We start from the raw sequence: 16,412 nt of genomic DNA on the forward strand, positions 1-16,412 counted from the left end.
AGAATCAATCGCCAAAATTCTAGCAGACGGGGTCGCATGAACCATTGTGCTGTCAGGTCCAGGTCGGGCGCCGCCCGTACCGCTTCGCTTCTTGCCGGCGCCGGCGCTGTTCGCCCGGCCGCTTTCTCCCGGCGCCTCGTTCCCACCCTTTTGTTGATCGCGATGCCCTGGTTCGGCGCTGCCTATGCGCAGACCGCCGTGGCGCCGCCGTTGCCGACTGGCCAGGCCACCGCCGCGCAAACCGCCGCGGCGCAGGCCGATACCACCGAGTTCAAGCTGTCCAACGGCATGCGGGTCATCGTCAAGGAAGACCATCGCGCGCCCACCGTAGCCCACCAGATCTGGTATCGCGTAGGCGGCATGGACGAGGTCAGTGGCACCACTGGCGTGGCGCACATGCTTGAACACATGATGTTCAAGGGTACACCAAAGGTCGGGCCGGGCGAGTTTTCCAAGCAGATCGCCGCATTGGGCGGGCGCGAGAACGCCATGACCAACCGCGACTTCACGCTCTATTACCAGCAGATCAGCAAGCAGTACCTGCCGAAGATGATGGAGCTGGAAGCCGACCGCATGGCCAACCTCATCATCAAGAAGGATGAGTTCGAGCGGGAAATGAAGGTCGTGATGGAAGAGCGGCGCCTGCGCACGGACGACTCCGCGCGCGGCACCGTCTACGAGCAGTTGCTGGCCACCGTCTACACCGCCGGGCCCTACCGGCATCCCGTGATCGGCTGGCCGGCCGACCTGGTCAACATGCGCGTGGAAGACGTGCAGGCCTGGTACAAGAACTGGTACGTGCCCGACAACGCGATGCTGGTGGTAACGGGCGACGTCACGGCGGCCGAGGTCAAGGCGCTGGCGGAGCGCACCTACGGCAAGCTCAAGGCCCGCCCGCTGCCGCTGCGCAAGGACCAGCAGGAGCCGGCGCAGAAGGGCATCAAGCGGATCTGGGTCAAGGCCCCGGCCGAGAACCCCTACGTGGTCTTGGCGTACAAGGTGCCGCGCCTGCACGATGTCGAGAAGGACGTCGATCCCTACGCCCTGGAGGTCCTCTCTGCCGTACTGAATGGCTATGACAACGCCCGCCTGACGCGCGACCTGGTGCGCGAGCGCCGCATCGCCGACGACGTCAACGTGGGCTACGACAGCATCAACCGCGGCGAGTCCCTGATGGTGCTCGACGGTACGCCGGCCACTGGCCATACCACCGAGGAGATCGAGCGCGCGCTGCGCGACGAGATCGCCCGTATTGCGCGCGAAGGCGTCTCACCCGCAGAGCTCAAGCGGGTCAAGGCGCAGGTGGTGGCGGCGCAGATCTACAAGCGCGACTCGGTGTTCGGGCAGGGCATGGAGATCGGCGTGGCCGAGATCGCCGGCATTTCCTGGCGCCAGCTCGACCGCATGCTCGACAAGATCAAGGCCGTCACGCCGGAACAGGTGCAGGCGGTGGCGGGCAAATACTTCAATGACGATAACCTGACCGTGGCGACCCTGCTGCCGCAGCCGATCGACCCGAACAAGGCGAAGGCTCCGGCCGCCGCCGACTCGCTCCGCTGAGCTCTCTAGAGGACAGGACCCAAGATGCCTCTCTTTGCCCCGACGATCCCGTCGCCACGCCTGTTGCGCCGCCTGGCAGGCGCGGCTTGCGGTGCGCTTGCCCTGATCGCCTCGCAGGCCGCGCTGGCTGCGATCCCGATCGAGCAGTGGACCACTTCCACCGGCGCCCGCGTGTATTTCGTGCGCAGCCCGTCCATTCCCATGCTCGACGTCAATATGGATTTCGACGCCGGCAGCCGCTACGACCCGGCCGGCAAGGCCGGCCTTGCCACGCTCGCCTCGGCCCTGCTCGACAAGGGCGCGGCCGCGCAGGATGGCCAGCCGGCCCGCAATGAAGCGCAGGTGGCTGATGCCTTCGCCGACACCGGCGCTGACTTCGGCGGCGCCGCCAGCAGCGATCGCGGCGGCATCGGCCTGCGCACGCTGACCTCCGAGCCGGAGCTCAGCCAGTCGCTCGCGCTGGCCGGGCAGCTGATCAAGGCGCCGTCCTACCCGGATGCCGTGGTGGCGCGCGAGAAGCAACGCCTGATCACCGCCATCCGCGAGGCCGATACCAAGCCCGGCGTGATCGCCGACAAGATGGTGTCGCGTGCGATCTATCCGTCGCACCCGTATGGTGTGTCGCCGACCGAGGCCAGTGTCGAATCGATCACGCGAGCCGATATCGAGCGCTTCTGGCGGGATAATTTCGCGGCGTCGCGTGCCGTCTTGACGCTGATCGGCGCCATCGACCGCAAGCAGGCTGAGACCATTGCCGAGCAGCTGACGCGCGGCCTGCCGGCTGGCGCCACGCCGCCCACGATGCCCCCCGTGCAGCTCAAGATCCCGGCCAGCGAGCAGCGCGTGCCGCATCCGGCGCAGCAGGCCACGGTAGCCATCAGTCAGCCCGCCATCGCGCGTGGTGATCCCGACTACTTTGCCCTGCTGGTGGGCAACTACGTGCTCGGCGGCGGCGGCTTCAGCTCGCGCCTGACCGACGAGGTGCGGGAAAAGCGCGGCCTCACCTACGGCGTCGACAGCTACTTCGCGCCGGCCAAGCAGGCAGGGCCCTTCGGCATCGGCTTGCAGACCAAGAAGGCACAGACCAACGAAGCGCTGGCGCTGGTGCGCAAGGTGCTGGCGCAGTACGTGGCGCAAGGCCCCACCGACACCGAACTGAAGGCCGCCAAGGACAATCTGGTCAACGGCTTCCCGCTGCGCATCGACAGCAATCGCAAGCTGCTGACCAATGTGGCCAATATCGGCTGGTATGGGCTGCCGCTGGACTACCTTGACACCTGGACCGCCCAGATCGGCAAGGTCACCCGTACCCAGGTCCGCGAAGCCTTCCAGCGCCACGTGTTCCCGGACGCCATGGCGACTGTCATCGTGGGTGGACCGGAATAACGCAGTGACAGGCGCGGGCGCCGGGAGGCGTTTCCGGCGCCCGCGCTTTTCCGCGCCGCAGGCTCTACAATCACGGCATGAATTCGCGTACCCGATCTCCCTCGCCCGCAGCCAGCGGGCGATCCCCATCCCCCTCGCCGCGGCAGTCTCCTGCCCAGGTCCGCATCATTGGCGGCAAGTGGAAGCGCACGCCGCTGCCCGTGCTCGATGCCGAAGGCCTGCGTCCCACCCCTGACCGCGTGCGTGAGACCCTGTTCAACTGGCTTGGACAGGACATGTCAGGGCTGGCTTGCCTCGACCTGTTTGCCGGCTCCGGCGCACTGGGTTTCGAGGCTGCCTCCCGGGGTGCCCAGCAGGTCACCATGGTCGAAGCCAATCCGCGCGTGGCCAAGCAGCTGCGCGACAACCAGTACCGGCTCGACGCCCAGCAGATCCGGGTGGTGCAAGGCGATGCATTCGCGACCGCGGCACAGATGCCGTCGGCCAGCTTCGACGTGGTGTTCCTCGATCCGCCCTTTGCCGAAGACTGGCTTGGCCCCGCGCTGGAGCATGCGGCGCGGCTATCACGTCCAGGCGGCGCCGTGTATGTGGAAACGGATCGCGCCCTGATCGGCCCCGACGCGCCCGTGCCGGCTGCGCTGGAGATCGTGCGGCATGCGCGGGCTGGCGCGGTGCACTTCCATTTGCTGCAGCACAGGAACCTTTGAAGGGCCAGTGGCCGCGAGCATTGTGACCGGTCACCTGAACGCAAGATGCGGCGGCGCGGCAAAACCGCGATGTGGCGGCTTGCAAGTGCCGCGTTTAGAGTTACACTACGCCGCTGTCGCCAACGCTCGTCACGCAGCCTTGGCTCCAGCCCTCACCATAGTGGGCGGGGTCGATCGGTCCATCCAGGACCGGCGGCGGGCAGAACAAGGAGGAAGCATGGTCGTCGCGGTCTATCCCGGCACTTTCGACCCAATGACCCGGGGCCACGAGGATCTGGTGCGCAGAGCATCCAATATCTTCGATGAGCTCGTGGTCGGGGTGGCGCATAGCCCCAACAAGCGCCCGTTCTTTTCGCTGGAAGAGCGCATAGGCATTGCCCGTGAAGTCCTGGGCCACTATCCCAATGTGCGCGTCGAAGGTTTCTCCGGCCTGCTCAAGGATTTTGTCCGCAAGAACAATGCGCGCGTGATCGTGCGGGGTTTGCGCGCGGTATCCGACTTCGAGTACGAGTTCCAGATGGCGGGCATGAACCGTTACCTGCTGCCGGACGTGGAAACCATGTTCCTGACGCCGTCCGACCAGTACCAGTTCATCTCCGGCACCTTCGTGCGCGAGATCGCGGTGCTTGGCGGCGATGTCAGCAAGTTTGTGTTCCCCTCGGTCGAACGCTGGCTTGCGGAAAAGATCAGCAGCAAAACGGAATAAGATAGAGTCTTGCAACATGTCGGCCGCGGCCAGTCGGGCGCGGGACATGCTGGGTTCAAAGGAAACACCATGGCACTATTGATCACCGACGACTGCATCAATTGCGACGTTTGTGAGCCGGAGTGCCCAAACGAAGCCATTTCGATGGGGCCCGAGATCTATGAGATCGACCCCAACAAATGTACCGAATGCGTTGGGCACTTCGACGAGCCGCAATGCCAGCAGGTTTGCCCTGTGGCTTGCATCCCGCACGATCCCAACCGCATTGAGACGCGCGAGATCCTGATGGATCGCTACCGTCTCCTTACGGCGGCCAAACGGGCAGCCTGAGCTACCACCGCGGCTGGCGGCACGAAGTTCGCAGCACAAAAAGCCCCATGACCTTCGCGGTGATGGGGCTTTTTGTTTGGGCGCGCGCGTTCAGCGGTTTCAGCGGTTCGTATGCAGTTCCAGCATGGCGCGTTCGGACTCGCCTTTGGCCAGCAACCCAAGCGGTGCGATGCTGCGGTCGATGGCCTCGTCGATGGCCTGCTGCTCCTCGCGGCGCGGCGGCTTCAGCACAAAATTGATCACATCCTCGCGCTCGCCGCCGCCACCGGCCGAATTGCGCGGATGGCCGACACCAATGCGCAGGCGCCAGTAGTCCTGGGTGGTCAGGTGTGCGGAAATGTCCTTGAGGCCATTGTGGCCGCCCGCGCCACCGCCACGCTTGAGCTTGACGGTGCCCGAGGGCAGGTCCATCTCGTCATGGGCCACCGCGATCTCGTCCGGCAGGATCTTGTAGAAGCGCGCGAGCGATACCACGGACAGCCCGGAACGGTTCATGAAGGTGGACGGCTTGAGCAGCCAGATCTCCTGGTCCCACAGCCGGGCACGCGCTGCCAGCCCGTGGAAGCGGCCTTCCACGCGCAGGGTGACGCCGCCCATGCGGGCCAGCTGGTCGACCAGCCAGAAGCCGGCATTGTGGCGCGTGGCTTCGTATTCCGCCCCGGGGTTTCCGAGGCCGACGATGAGTTTGATCATGCGTTGTACTTCTTGGTTGATGGGGCTCGACGCACGAGGCGCGGGGCGGCTGGCAACGGCTTGGCTGCAACTACAACTGCAAAGTCAAAATCAACTGCAGTTTCACCACCCCTGCGGGGCGGCGACCTACTTTTTTGTCTTGCCAAAAACGTAGGCAAAAAAGGCGCGCCATACGGCCTTGGCACACCTTGACGGCTCGCTTCGCATCGCGCATGGGTGTGCTGCCAGAAGCCAAGCATACGCGAACCTCGGGACGAAAAAAAACCGCCGGACGCGCCGGCGGTTTTTTCTTGCGGCTGCGAGAGCCATCCTGTTGCACGGCCCAAAGGCCGCGTTCAGGGTACTCAGGCAGCAGGCGTTTCGCCTTCGGCAGCTTCCGACACGCCGCCGGCCGGCAGCGAGATGCTGGCGATAGCGGGGTTTTCGTCACCGTGGGTGATGGCGCTCACGCCCTTCGGCAGCTTCACGTCGGACAGGTGCAGGGTCTGGCCCAGTTCTGCATTGCCCAGGTCCACTTCGATGAACTCAGGCAGGTCGGCCGGCAGGCACGACACTTCCAGTTCGTTCAGGATGTGGTTGACGATGCCATGGCCCAGCTTCACGCCCGGGGCGTTTTCCTGGTTCATGAAGTGCAGCGGCACCTTGACGTGGATCTTGTCGGTGGCCGACACGCGTTGGAAGTCAACGTGCAGGACCAGCGGCTTGAACGGGTGCATCTGGAAAGCGCGCAGCAGGGCCTTTTCAGCCTTGCCTTCCACTTCGAGGTCGAGAATCGACGAGTGGAATGCTTCTTTCTTCAGCGCGTGGAACAGTGCGTTGTGATCGAGTTCGATCATCTTGGGTTCGGCTGCGCCGCCATAGATGATGCCGGGGGTCTTGCCGGCGTTGCGCAGGCGGCGGCTCGCACCCGTTCCCTGTACGCTACGCTCGAAGGCTACTACTTTCATGATGACTCCAAATGTAAGAGGGCTGTCCGCGACCAGACAGCCCGATGAACCTCGTCACGTGCCGTAGTAGGGGTCTTACTCCCCAAAAACAGCCGCAAACGCGGTAAAGCCTTGAATTCTATCAGGAATCGGCAAACAGCGACATGATCGAGTCGCCCTTGACGATCCGGGTAAAGGTCTCTGCCAGCAGCGATGCGGTCGAGAGCTGGCGAATCTTGCCGGACTGGATGGCATCGTCGCGCAGCGGAATCGTGTCGCACACCACCACTTCATCCAGTTCGGAGTCGGCGATGCGGGCAGCCGCGCCACCGGACAGGACCGGGTGGGTACAGTAAGCGAATACCTTCAGCGCGCCGCGTTCCTTGAGCACCTGGGCCGCCTTGCACAGGGTGCCGCCGGTGTCGATCATGTCATCCATGATCACGCAGTTGCGGCCGTCGACTTCACCGATGATGTTCATCACCTCGGCCACGTTGGCCTTGGGGCGACGCTTGTCGATGATGGCCAGGTCGCAATTCAACTGCTTGGCCAGCGCACGGGCGCGCACCACGCCGCCGACGTCGGGCGAGACCACCAGCAGATTGCCGTAGTTCTTCTCGCGCAGGTCGCCCAGCAGAACCGGGGAGGCGTAGATGTTATCAACCGGGATATCGAAGAAGCCCTGGATCTGGTCGGCGTGGAGGTCCATGGTCAGGACCCGCTCGACGCCGGCAACTTCCAGCATGTTGGCGACCACCTTGGCCGAGATCGCGACGCGCGCCGAACGCGGGCGGCGGTCCTGGCGGGCATAGCCGAAGTAGGGCATGGCGGCAGTGATGCTGCGTGCCGAAGCGCGCTTGAGCGCATCGACCATCACCATCAGTTCCATCAGGTTGTCGTTGGTCGGCGCGCAGGTGGACTGCAGCACGATGACGTGCTTGCCGCGAACATTTTCCTGGATTTCAACTTGGACTTCGCCGTCGGAGAACCGACCGACCTGGGCCTTCCCGAGCGGGATGCCGAGGTGCTGAACGACAGCCTCCGCGAGTTTGGGGTTGGCGTTGCCGGTAAAAACCATCAAGCCTTCGCTGCTCATTCGGTGCACCTGTCTTGCTACTGGAGGGGGAACGATTGCTGCCGGCTAGTGCCGGCAGCTTTTCGTGCAGGTCCGTAAGGACACTGTAGGATGTAATGGCAGGGGAAGAAGGATTCGAACCTTCGAATGCCGGAATCAAAATCCGGTGCCTTGACCAACTTGGCGACTCCCCTACACAACCGGGTACGTCCATCGTCACATTCAACTGCATGCGACGCCGAACGAAAAACTCTTTATGCGAGCGTTGCGAGTGGGTGTTGCGATAGACTCTTCGCACACCTGCCATCCCATTCGGGAGGCAACCGGTCTAGTACCTGCTGCGCAGTTTGCTCGTCGTTAAATCGTGCAAACACGCAGGCTCCGGAACCGGTCATCCTTGCATGTGGACTGTACTGTCTCAACCATTCAAGGGCTCGGGCAACTTCGCCGAACTTCACTGTTGCTATCGCTTCCAGGTCGTTGCGACCGAAACCGAACTTGTTTGTGCATCCAGTGAAGTCCGCTATTATGGTGATCGCCGTATCCCTTGTCAAGCGCTTGTCCGAAAAAATTGCAGCGGTCGGAACATGCTGCCGCGGATGGATGATCACGAACCAGCTTTCAGGCAATTCAACCGTCGTCAGTTCCTCGCCTATCCCTTGCGCGAACGCGTTTTCCCCATGCACAAAGAACGGCACGTCGGCACCTAGTGAAAGGCCGATGCGCTTGAGTTCGTCGCGTCCCAGGCCCAGGCCCCAAAGATGATTCAGTGCCAGCAGCGTGGTCGCCGCGTCCGATGAGCCGCCGCCGATGCCGCCGCCCATCGGCAGCCGCTTGGCAATGGCGATGTCCGCGCCAAAGCGGGTGCCGCCAGCTTGCTGCAAGGCCTGCGCGGCGCGCACGATCAGGTCGCTCTGCGCCGGTACGCCCGGCACGTCGTTGATGCGCTCGATGCGGCCATCATCGCGGCGGAAAAAGTCGAGCGTATCGTTCCAGTCCACCAGTTGGAAAACCGTCTGCAGCGTGTGGTAGCCGTCCGCGCGGCGTCCGGTCACATGCAGGAAGAGATTCAGCTTGGCGGGCGCCGGGCAGTCGCGCAGCGCAGGCGGAGGCAGGGTGCGGGCCGTGCTCATTGTGCTTGCTCCGGATCGATGACCAGGCGTACCGAGAGCGGGTTGGCTGCGCCGTCGCGCGCGAGGTCGATGCGGCGCGGGCTCGCCGTGGCCGGCGTGGATGGCGTTGTGGGCGTGGCTTCCTGCCATGCCACGTAGCGCACGGTCCAGCCGTTCTGCGCCAGGGTGGCCAGCCGTCCGCTGTCGTCACGCGTGGTGCGCGCCGGGCTGCCGGGTGCGGGGCGCGCGTGCAGCCAGTCGCGCAGGCCTGCCACCGGCAGCGAAAACCCAAGTGCTTCCTCCAGCAAGGTATCGACTTCGGGCGCGTTGCGTGGTGGCTGGTTGGGCAGGTCGAGCGTGGCCCCGGAAGGCGTGGAGGTGACCACCGCCAGGGTCTGGCCCAGCGGCGAGATCAGGTCCAGGCGCACATTGCGGCCTTGCTCATGCCATTGGAAGCTGCCCTGCACGCCTTCATCGCGGCCATAGCGCACGTAGTTGGCGGCGAAGCGGCCGCTGAGGTCGCGAGCCTGGGCGGTCTCGCCGGCATCGAACTGCCGCGTGGGCGTGATGCTGGCGCAGGCGGCGAGCCATAAGGGGGCGCTCAGGCAGAGCAGGGCAAGGCGTCGGGATCTGGGCATGGCGTTTGGCGTGCGCGCCGGCGCCGCTGGGCGCCGGGCTGCCGGCCCGGCGCGAGGGCCGGGCGGCGGATGATTGCGGGTGATCGGAATGCCGCGTGACGGCTGCGTACGGCAGGATGCTACTTGGACAGCGCGGAGAGCGGGACGTTATAGCGGCGCAGGGTGTCGATCAGGATGACGTTATCCGGCTCGATCTTGGCGGCTTCGGTCCAGGTCTTGCGTGCCTCGTCCTGCTGGCCGAGTTGCCACAGCACCTCGCCGAGGTGGGCGCCGATTTCGGCCTCGGGTGCCTTGGCGTAAGCGTTGCGCAGCAGTTCGGCGGCCGGCTGCAACTGGCCCAGGCGGAACTTGACCCAGGCCAGGCTATCCATGATGTAGGGATCGTCCGGACCCAGCGCGGAGGCCTTTTCCAGCAGCTTGAGGGCCTCGGGCAGGCGCACGTTGCGGTCCGCAAGCGAATAGCCCAGCGCGTTGTAGCCCTGCTTGGCTTCCGGCTGCATGGCGATCACGCGGCGCAGCAGCTTTTCCATGCTGTCGTAGCGCTTCTCGCGCTCATCGAGCATGGCGAGTTCATAGACCCAGTCCGAGTTGTCGGGCTCCGCCGCGGCGCGTTCATCCAGCACCTTGCGGGCGCGGTCATAGGACTTGGCGTCGATCAGCATGCCAACTTCGGCCTGGCGGATAGCGGTCATGCGCTGCGCGCGCTGGTCGGGCTCGGGTATATCCTCGGCATCGGCCAGCATGTCATTGAATACCGCCTGGGCGTCGTCGAGCTTGCCCATGCGGCCTAGCAACTGCGCGCGCTTGACGGCTGCAGCCGGCGCGAGGCGGGCGTCGTCGATGCGGTCGAGCCAGGCTACGGCTGCCGGGTAGTCCTTCTTTTCCTCGGCGATCTGCGCCAGGTACTGGTAGGCGATATCCGGGCTGGCCGCCGGCACTTGCTCGGCGAGCTGCAGGTATTCCTTCAGGTACAGCTCGGCTTCGTCGTAGCGCTTGGACTGCAGGCTGGTGAGGCCGAGGGCGAGCGGCACGCGCGGATCCTTCGGCGCAATCTTGCGCAGCGTCTCGAACTCCGAGCGCGCGGCTTGCAGGTCGTTTTGCTGCAGGTAGAGGCGGGCCAGCGTGATGTGCCCGTTGACCGAGGCCGGGGCCTTGTCGACGAACGCCTTGAGCCCGGCAATGGCCTGGTCCGGCGCGCTGTCGGCGCGCAGCTCGGCAGCCATCAGCGCGGCGCCTTCGAAGTCGGGACGGATCTTCTGGGCCTCGTCGAGCTCCGCCAGGGCGCCAGGAATATCGTTGGCGGTTTCCTTGGCGCGCGCGAGGGCAAGGTGAGTCTCGGCCGACTTCAGGTCGTTGGCCACCAGGCGCTGCAGCAGCGCGGCCGCGCCGGCGGGATCGCTGGTGCGCGAAAGCTGCTGCTGCATCTGCAGGATGGCCTCCGGCCGCTGGCTCGGCGGCACGCCATTGAGCTGCAGGGCCAGCAGGGGTTCGGCTTCGTCCCATCGGCCGCTCAGGACCAGCAGGGTCGACAGCACTTGCCGCGCGCCGGCGGAGGTGGGCGCAAGCTCTGTCCACAGCCGCGCGGCGTCAAGCGCTTGCTGGGCGCTGCGGGCATTGAACGCGATCTCGGTGGCGCGCTGGGCAAAGCGCGGGTCGTGCGTATTGCGCGCCAGCTCCAGGTACGTCTGGTACGCGGGGCCGACCACGCCGCGCTGGGCGGAGATTTCAGCGGCCAGCACGCGGTAGAGGATGTCCGCGGTCAGTGGCACCGCCGGCAGGGGCATCTTCGGTGGCAGCGGGTTCGAGCGGATTGGCGTGGTGGCCTCCGCGGCGACCTTCATCGCGGGCTTGCCGTCCGCGGGCGCGGCGTGGCTGGCGAGCGGCGCCAGGGCGCAGACTGCCACCGCGGCGGCAGCCGTGGCCGCGAGCCTGTGACGCAGCGGCCGCCGGGGGAAGAGAAGTTGAGCGGTGGTCATCGGGGTACGGTCCAGGCGGTCCGACATGTGGGTGGGTGCTCCAGCACTCAAAGGCGATGGGGAAGGTAAAGGCATTGTAGCCTGCCGCTACAATGCTTTGCTTATCCGCATGGCACCGGCACGGCTGGGGTCTCTGGCGGTTTGAGTGGCACAAAAGGGAGAGGTTCGATGCCTGAGTTGCCGGAGGTCGAAGTGACCCGGCGCGGCTTGCTGCCGCATGTGGTTGGGCGGCGCATTGCCGAAGTGGTGGTGCGCCATCGCGGCCTGCGCTGGCCGGTCGAGCCGGATCTGGAGTCGCAACTGGCCGGGCGGGTGATCGCGCGCATCGAGCGGCGTGGCAAATACCTGCTGCTGGAGTGCGTGCGCCCGGACGGCGAGGCTCCCGGATGGCTGCTGATCCACCTTGGCATGACCGGCACGTTGCGGGTGTTGCCGCAGGCGCCGCCGCCGGGCACGCACGATCACCTTGACCTGGTCCTTGCCGACCCCGACGGTGCGGGCGATGCACAGCCCGGCGCAGCCACCAGCCTGGTGCTGCGCTTTCGCGATCCGAGGCGCTTTGGCGCGGTGCTGTGGAGCCTGCTCGAAGAGTCGCAATTGCCGACCCATCCGCTGCTGAGCAAGCTCGGCATCGAGCCTTTCGACCCACGCTTCGACGGGGCCTGGCTCTATCGCCTGGGACGCGGGCGCAGCGCGGCCATCAAGACCGTGCTTCTCGCGGGCGACATCGTGGTGGGCGTGGGCAATATCTATGCATCGGAAAGCCTGTTTGCCGCAGGCATCCGCCCCACCACGCCGGCCGGGCGCTTGTCTCTGGCGCGTTGCGAACGCCTGGCCGAGGCCGTGCGCGACACGCTGGCCCGCGCGATCGAGCGCGGCGGCAGCACTTTGCGCGACTTTGTCGGCAGCGATGGCAGCAGTGGCTATTTCCAGCTGGATTGCGCCGTGTACGACCGCGCCGGCCATCCATGCCGGGTCTGCGGCACCACCATCCGGCAGATCGTCCAGGGGCAGCGCTCGACGTTCTACTGCCCGAGCTGCCAACGTTGAGTGCGGCGGCGCCGGGCCTGCGGCTCTCGTTGCGCAGGCCGTACGAGAGTGATGATTGCCCATCTTCTTGCGAATGTGGCGCCAACCCGATGGCCCGGCGCAACAGGGAGGGCGGCGGGCGACTCGAATTTCACAAAAATCCGCCGTAAACCTGTATCTTGAAGATACGTAAAAAAGTGTTACAAAGACACCATGTCACCGCCCGAGTGCCGGCCATCGGACATCAAGATGTCAGGCCTGCAGCGCCGTCGCGGGGGCTTTTCGCCAAGCCGATCCCAGTGCCAATGACAACCCTCGCCCTTCAATTCGAACAATACGGCGCCTGGAGAACCGGGGTACTCCATTCCCTGGCCGAATTCCGCTCCTGGCTGCAGCAGCACGATCTCTACGACGCCCAGGCCGACGAACGCGTCCAGCGCATCCAGGGCGTGCTCAAGAGCGACCGGCTCAAGGTGGCGTTCATCGCGGAATTCTCGCGGGGCAAGAGCGAGCTGATCAACGCGATTTTCTTTGCCGACTACGGCCGTCGCATCCTGCCGTCTTCCGCCGGGCGCACCACAATGTGCCCGACCGAGCTGCGCTACGACGAAGCCGAGGCGCCGTGCATCCGGCTGCTGCCGATCGAGACGCGCCTGCAGGAAGCCTCCACCGCCGATTTCCTTGACGTCGATGCGCACTGGCACACCGTGCCGCTCGACCCCTCGTCGCCCGATGGCATGCTGGATGCGTTCCGGCACGTGGTCGAGACCAACCGTGTCACGCGCGAGATGGCCGAGTCGCTTGGCCTGTACAACGAGAACGATCCCGACGCCGCCTACGCGCTCGATGCCGACGGCATGGTCGAGATTTCCCGCTGGCGCCACGCGGTCATCAACTTCCCGCATCCGCTGTTGCGCCAGGGCCTGGTCATCCTCGACACGCCGGGCCTCAACGCGATCGGCACCGAGCCCGAGCTGACGCTGCGCCTGATCCCGGATGCGCATGTCGTGGTGTTCATGCTGGCGGCCGACGCCGGCGTGACCAAGAGCGACCTCGACCTCTGGCGCAGCCATGTGAGCGCAGGCCACCGCAAGGGGTGCCTGGCGGTGCTCAACAAGATCGACGGCCTGTGGGACCCGCTCAAGTCGCCGGCCGAGACCGCGGCCGAGATCACGCGCCAGGTCACCACCAGCGCTCATGTGCTGGGCATCGACGAGTCGCGCGTCTACCCGGTGTCGGCGCAGAAGGGCCTGGTGGCCAAGGTCACCAACGACGACGACTTGCTGGCGCGCAGCGGCCTGCCGCAATTCGAGCACGTGCTGTCTGACCAGCTGATCCCGCAGCGGCGCGAGATCGTCGCCGACCAGGTGCAGCGCTCGGTGGAGGAGATGGCGCGCGGCGCGCAGCAACTGCTGCAAAGCCGCCGCCGCAGCATCGTCGAGCAGTTGTTCGAGCTGCGCGGGCTGCGCGGCAAGAACCACGCGATGGTCAAGCACATGCTGATGCGCGTGCAGTCGGAGAAAGAAGAGTTCGAGCAGAGCATCGCCAAGTTCCAGGCGCTGCGGCTGGTGTTCGGGCGCCATAGCGCGGACATCATCAAGAGCCTGCAGCTGCGCGACGTGCGCCGCACCATGCGCGAGCGCCGCGAGCAGATGAAGGAGCGTTTCTTCTCGCGCGGCATGCGCGAGGACATGGACGCCTTGTTCGCGCGGCTTGGCGAACTGGTCAGCGAGGCGGACCAGAAGATCGCCCAGCTCCACCAGCTCACCGACAGCATGTACCGCCGCTTCAATGCCGAACATGGCTTTACGCTGCCTGCGCCGATCCAGTTCGTCACCGCGCGCTACGTCAGCGAATTGCAGCAGACGCTGGCGTTGGCCCACACGCACTTCGGCGCCATGAACATGCTCACGCGCTCGCGCCCGCAGCTGGTGCAGAGCGCGTTTTCCACCATCGCCACCCGCGTGCTGGAAACCTTCCGCGATCTGAACCGCGATATCGAGATCTGGCTCAAGTCGGTGATGACGCCGCTGGAGGCGCAGGTGCGCGAGCACCAGAAACAGTTGCGCCGCCGGGTCGATTCGATCGAGCGCATCCACGAGGCCACCGACACGCTCGAGAGCCGCATCGCGCAGCTCGAGGAAGTGCTCAACGGCCTGGATGATCGCAGCGGGCGCATCGAATCCTTCTCCAGGCAGATTCTGCAGCCGGACGCCAACGAGGGGCAGCCCAGGGCGTTCGCGGCCTGAAGCGCGGCCGGCGCAAGTCCGGCGGCGAATGCAGGTGGCGAGGGCTGGTGGCGGCGAGGCGGTATCATGACGCGCCGCCGCTTCCGGCGCTGTTGCTGTGTTGCCTTACCCGTCACGTACCCGATGCCCCGCAAGCCCGCTGCTTCTCCTGCCGTTTCATCCGATCTTTCCCCCGCCGTGGTTCCTGCCGATTTCGCCGCGCGCGTGGTGGGCTGGCAGCGCTTGCACGGGCGCCATGACCTGCCGTGGCAGAACACCCGCGACCCTTACCGTATCTGGCTGTCCGAGATCATGCTGCAGCAGACCCAGGTCAGTGCGGTGATCGAGTATTTCCAGCGTTTCGTCGGCCGGCTGCCAACCGTGGCCGCATTGGCCGAGGCCAGCGCGGATGAGGTGATGGCGCTGTGGGCCGGGCTTGGCTACTACTCGCGCGCGCGCAACCTGCACCGCTGCGCCAAGGCCGTGATGAGCGAGCATGGCGGTGTGTTCCCGACCGACCCCGAGGTGCTGGTGACGCTGCCCGGCATCGGCCGCTCCACCGCGGCAGCCGTGGCCGCGTTCAGCGCCGGCGTGCGCTCGCCGATCCTGGATGGCAACGTCAAGCGCGTCTTTGCCAGGTTCTTTGGCATCCATGGCCATCCCGGCGTCAAGGCGGTGGAGAATCGCATGTGGCAGCTTGCCGATGCGGTCCTGCCCGCCAAGGGGCCGGCGCAAGCCGAGGACATGGTGTCCTACACCCAGGGCGTGATGGACCTTGGCTCCACTGTCTGTTCGCGCGGCAAGCCAGCCTGCCTCGCCGCCGCCGCGTCGTGCCCGCTGGCCGGCGACTGCGTGGCGCGCCGCGACGGGCTGACCGGCGTGCTGCCCACGCCGAAGCCGCGCGCCGCCATTCCCGAGCGCAGCACCGTGATGCTGCTGGTCCGCCGCGGCCGCGAGGTCCTGCTCGCACTGCGCCCGGACAGCGGCATCTGGGGCGGGCTGTGGAGCCTGCCCGAAATGCCGGTCGATACCGTGCCCTTCGATGCGGAACTGGCCGAAGACGCTGCGCTGGAACGCGCCCGCGAATTCGGCAATCCCAGCACGGCCAATATGGTCGGCGAGCTCACCCACGTCTTCACTCACTTCCGCCTGCTGATCCGTGCCATTCGCGTCGACGTCACCGGCCTCACCGCGCGCGATGCCGCCAACGGCCCCGCACTACGCTGGCTGTCACTGGACGATCTGGATGCGGTAGGCACGCCCGCGCCGGTGCGCAAGCTGCTGGAGGCGCAAGCCCAAGGGGGATTGTTTTAACGTTGCTTAGAGGATGTGGTGCTGGTGCATGTATTTATGCACGATCTCGATCCGCATGCCCGCGTCCGGCAGCGCCATCAGCATCTGCTTGGCCTTGAGCGGCACCGGCAAGAACTCGCACAGCCGATTGGCCACCCAGCTGGGGTCATCCCACAGGAACGGCTCGCAGAAAGGCAGCTCGCCCGGATGCTCGGCATGGAGCGAGGCAACGATACGCCGCAGCACGGCCAGGCATTCGCCCAGCAGTTCGAGCTTGCAGTCGATGATGTCGGGCGGCAGCAATTCCGCCTGGCCGACCAGCAAGCCGTCCGGGCTCACGCTGTGGCCCAGCAGCCGGAAGCGCTGGCGGCCGCGCGCGCTGATCAGCAGCACACCCAGTTGTTCCATATTGCAGTCGATGATGTCGGCCAGGCAGCCGATCGTCTCGGGCATGGTGGGCTCGTCCGGGCGGGCGACCTCATTGCCGCTGGCGATCAGGCAGACACCGAAGGGCGTGCGATCGCGCATGCAGGCGCGCACCATGTCCACATAGCGCGCTTCGAACACGCGCAGTGGCAGCAGCCCATCGGGAAAGAGTACGGTATGCAGCGGAAACAGCGGCAGGCTATCCAACGTAGGCCCCGCCGAGGTGCTGTGCGGGGCGGCGAACGATGCGGATGAGCCGGGCGTGGCGGGTGAGGACATGCTGAGCCAGCAAAGGTTTCGGGCGAGGATTGCCGAGCCTGACCGCGA

At 65.7% G+C, this 16,412-nt stretch carries 15 protein-coding genes and 1 tRNA gene; 8 read left to right on the forward strand and 8 right to left on the reverse strand.

What is annotated here, in order from left to right; genetic code table 11:
• The first annotated feature begins 36 nt into the window (after positions 1–36).
• From AC1RQC_RS23810 to AC1RQC_RS23830, 5 genes are all read left to right on the forward strand, one after another.
• Positions 37–1,560, forward strand: coding sequence for a M16 family metallopeptidase (locus AC1RQC_RS23810; RefSeq protein ID WP_492828754.1), 1,524 nt, complete (start codon positions 37–39; stop codon positions 1,558–1,560).
• A 24-nt stretch (positions 1,561–1,584) separates the two neighbouring features.
• Complete coding sequence (locus tag AC1RQC_RS23815; protein WP_492810481.1) at positions 1,585–2,946, forward strand: M16 family metallopeptidase; 1,362 nt, start codon at positions 1,585–1,587, stop codon at positions 2,944–2,946.
• A 77-nt stretch (positions 2,947–3,023) separates the two neighbouring features.
• Positions 3,024–3,653 carry a 16S rRNA (guanine(966)-N(2))-methyltransferase RsmD gene (rsmD, locus tag AC1RQC_RS23820; RefSeq protein WP_183032820.1) on the forward strand — a complete coding sequence of 210 codons (630 nt, stop codon included), beginning with the start codon at positions 3,024–3,026 and terminating at the stop codon, positions 3,651–3,653.
• Between the two features lie 217 nt (positions 3,654–3,870).
• Positions 3,871–4,359 (forward strand): pantetheine-phosphate adenylyltransferase, encoded by a 489-nt coding sequence (gene coaD / locus AC1RQC_RS23825; protein ID WP_043343402.1) that lies wholly within the window; start codon positions 3,871–3,873, stop codon positions 4,357–4,359.
• Positions 4,360–4,428: 69 nt separating this feature from the next.
• The gene (locus tag AC1RQC_RS23830) at positions 4,429–4,689 is read left to right on the forward strand and encodes a YfhL family 4Fe-4S dicluster ferredoxin (protein ID WP_150991846.1); all 261 of its coding nucleotides are present in this window, start codon (positions 4,429–4,431) and stop codon (positions 4,687–4,689) included.
• Positions 4,690–4,788: 99 nt separating this feature from the next.
• Here AC1RQC_RS23830 and pth read toward each other — a convergent pair whose 3' ends face one another.
• The 7 genes from pth to AC1RQC_RS23865 all read right to left on the reverse strand — a co-directional run bounded on the left by pth (position 4,789) and on the right by AC1RQC_RS23865 (position 11,136).
• Positions 4,789–5,382, reverse strand: coding sequence for an aminoacyl-tRNA hydrolase (gene pth / locus AC1RQC_RS23835; RefSeq protein ID WP_043343405.1), 594 nt, complete (start codon positions 5,380–5,382; stop codon positions 4,789–4,791).
• A 344-nt stretch (positions 5,383–5,726) separates the two neighbouring features.
• The gene (locus tag AC1RQC_RS23840) at positions 5,727–6,329 is read right to left on the reverse strand and encodes a 50S ribosomal protein L25/general stress protein Ctc (RefSeq protein ID WP_150991842.1); all 603 of its coding nucleotides are present in this window, start codon (positions 6,327–6,329) and stop codon (positions 5,727–5,729) included.
• A 121-nt stretch (positions 6,330–6,450) separates the two neighbouring features.
• Positions 6,451–7,404, reverse strand: a complete 954-nt coding sequence (locus AC1RQC_RS23845) for a ribose-phosphate pyrophosphokinase (protein WP_017229695.1) — start codon at positions 7,402–7,404, stop codon at positions 6,451–6,453.
• 96 nt (positions 7,405–7,500) lie between these two features.
• Positions 7,501–7,577: transfer RNA gene (locus tag AC1RQC_RS23850), tRNA-Gln, on the reverse strand.
• A 60-nt stretch (positions 7,578–7,637) separates the two neighbouring features.
• Positions 7,638–8,516: a 4-(cytidine 5'-diphospho)-2-C-methyl-D-erythritol kinase gene (gene ispE / locus AC1RQC_RS23855; protein ID WP_492828752.1), complete on the reverse strand. Its 879-nt coding sequence runs from the start codon at positions 8,514–8,516 to the stop codon at positions 7,638–7,640.
• Positions 8,513–9,133 carry a lipoprotein insertase outer membrane protein LolB gene (gene lolB / locus AC1RQC_RS23860; RefSeq protein WP_492375317.1) on the reverse strand — a complete coding sequence of 207 codons (621 nt, stop codon included), beginning with the start codon at positions 9,131–9,133 and terminating at the stop codon, positions 8,513–8,515. Before lolB ends, ispE begins: the two co-directional genes overlap by 4 nt.
• Before the next feature lie 119 nt (positions 9,134–9,252).
• The gene (locus AC1RQC_RS23865) at positions 9,253–11,136 is read right to left on the reverse strand and encodes a tetratricopeptide repeat protein (RefSeq protein ID WP_492810489.1); all 1,884 of its coding nucleotides are present in this window, start codon (positions 11,134–11,136) and stop codon (positions 9,253–9,255) included.
• A 141-nt stretch (positions 11,137–11,277) separates the two neighbouring features.
• On the opposite strand from AC1RQC_RS23865, the gene mutM reads away from it, so the two are divergent.
• The 3 genes from mutM to mutY all read left to right on the forward strand — a co-directional run bounded on the left by mutM (position 11,278) and on the right by mutY (position 15,680).
• Positions 11,278–12,159, forward strand: a complete 882-nt coding sequence (gene mutM, locus AC1RQC_RS23870; protein WP_459372766.1) for a bifunctional DNA-formamidopyrimidine glycosylase/DNA-(apurinic or apyrimidinic site) lyase — start codon at positions 11,278–11,280, stop codon at positions 12,157–12,159.
• Between the two features lie 284 nt (positions 12,160–12,443).
• The gene (locus AC1RQC_RS23875) at positions 12,444–14,387 is read left to right on the forward strand and encodes a dynamin family protein (protein WP_492375320.1); all 1,944 of its coding nucleotides are present in this window, start codon (positions 12,444–12,446) and stop codon (positions 14,385–14,387) included.
• 123 nt (positions 14,388–14,510) lie between these two features.
• On the forward strand, positions 14,511–15,680 hold the full coding sequence (mutY, locus tag AC1RQC_RS23880) for an A/G-specific adenine glycosylase (protein WP_492375321.1): 1,170 nt from the start codon (positions 14,511–14,513) through the stop codon (positions 15,678–15,680).
• 6 nt (positions 15,681–15,686) lie between these two features.
• On the opposite strand, the gene AC1RQC_RS23885 is transcribed toward mutY, so the two are convergent.
• Complete coding sequence (locus tag AC1RQC_RS23885; protein ID WP_492375322.1) at positions 15,687–16,364, reverse strand: LON peptidase substrate-binding domain-containing protein; 678 nt, start codon at positions 16,362–16,364, stop codon at positions 15,687–15,689.
• Positions 16,365–16,412: the final 48 nt, after the last annotated feature.

It is taken from the genome of Cupriavidus sp. GW822-FHT03E04 (assembly GCF_058801495.1).

Excerpts from the sequence above, each read along its gene's own strand:
- AC1RQC_RS23810 (WP_492828754.1), top strand. The coding sequence starts at position 37 with ATGAACCATTGTGCTGTCAGGTCCAGGTCGGGCGCCGCCCGTACCGCT.
- AC1RQC_RS23815 (WP_492810481.1), top strand. The coding sequence starts at position 1,585 with ATGCCTCTCTTTGCCCCGACGATCCCGTCGCCACGCCTGTTGCGCCGC.
- rsmD (WP_183032820.1), top strand. The coding sequence starts at position 3,024 with ATGAATTCGCGTACCCGATCTCCCTCGCCCGCAGCCAGCGGGCGATCC.
- coaD (WP_043343402.1), top strand. The coding sequence starts at position 3,871 with ATGGTCGTCGCGGTCTATCCCGGCACTTTCGACCCAATGACCCGGGGC.
- AC1RQC_RS23830 (WP_150991846.1), top strand. The coding sequence starts at position 4,429 with ATGGCACTATTGATCACCGACGACTGCATCAATTGCGACGTTTGTGAG.
- pth (WP_043343405.1), bottom strand. The coding sequence starts at position 5,382 with ATGATCAAACTCATCGTCGGCCTCGGAAACCCCGGGGCGGAATACGAA.
- AC1RQC_RS23840 (WP_150991842.1), bottom strand. The coding sequence starts at position 6,329 with ATGAAAGTAGTAGCCTTCGAGCGTAGCGTACAGGGAACGGGTGCGAGC.
- AC1RQC_RS23845 (WP_017229695.1), bottom strand. The coding sequence starts at position 7,404 with ATGAGCAGCGAAGGCTTGATGGTTTTTACCGGCAACGCCAACCCCAAA.
- ispE (WP_492828752.1), bottom strand. The coding sequence starts at position 8,516 with ATGAGCACGGCCCGCACCCTGCCTCCGCCTGCGCTGCGCGACTGCCCG.
- lolB (WP_492375317.1), bottom strand. The coding sequence starts at position 9,133 with ATGCCCAGATCCCGACGCCTTGCCCTGCTCTGCCTGAGCGCCCCCTTA.
- AC1RQC_RS23865 (WP_492810489.1), bottom strand. The coding sequence starts at position 11,136 with ATGTCGGACCGCCTGGACCGTACCCCGATGACCACCGCTCAACTTCTC.
- mutM (WP_459372766.1), top strand. The coding sequence starts at position 11,278 with ATGCCTGAGTTGCCGGAGGTCGAAGTGACCCGGCGCGGCTTGCTGCCG.
- AC1RQC_RS23875 (WP_492375320.1), top strand. The coding sequence starts at position 12,444 with ATGACAACCCTCGCCCTTCAATTCGAACAATACGGCGCCTGGAGAACC.
- mutY (WP_492375321.1), top strand. The coding sequence starts at position 14,511 with ATGCCCCGCAAGCCCGCTGCTTCTCCTGCCGTTTCATCCGATCTTTCC.
- AC1RQC_RS23885 (WP_492375322.1), bottom strand. The coding sequence starts at position 16,364 with ATGTCCTCACCCGCCACGCCCGGCTCATCCGCATCGTTCGCCGCCCCG.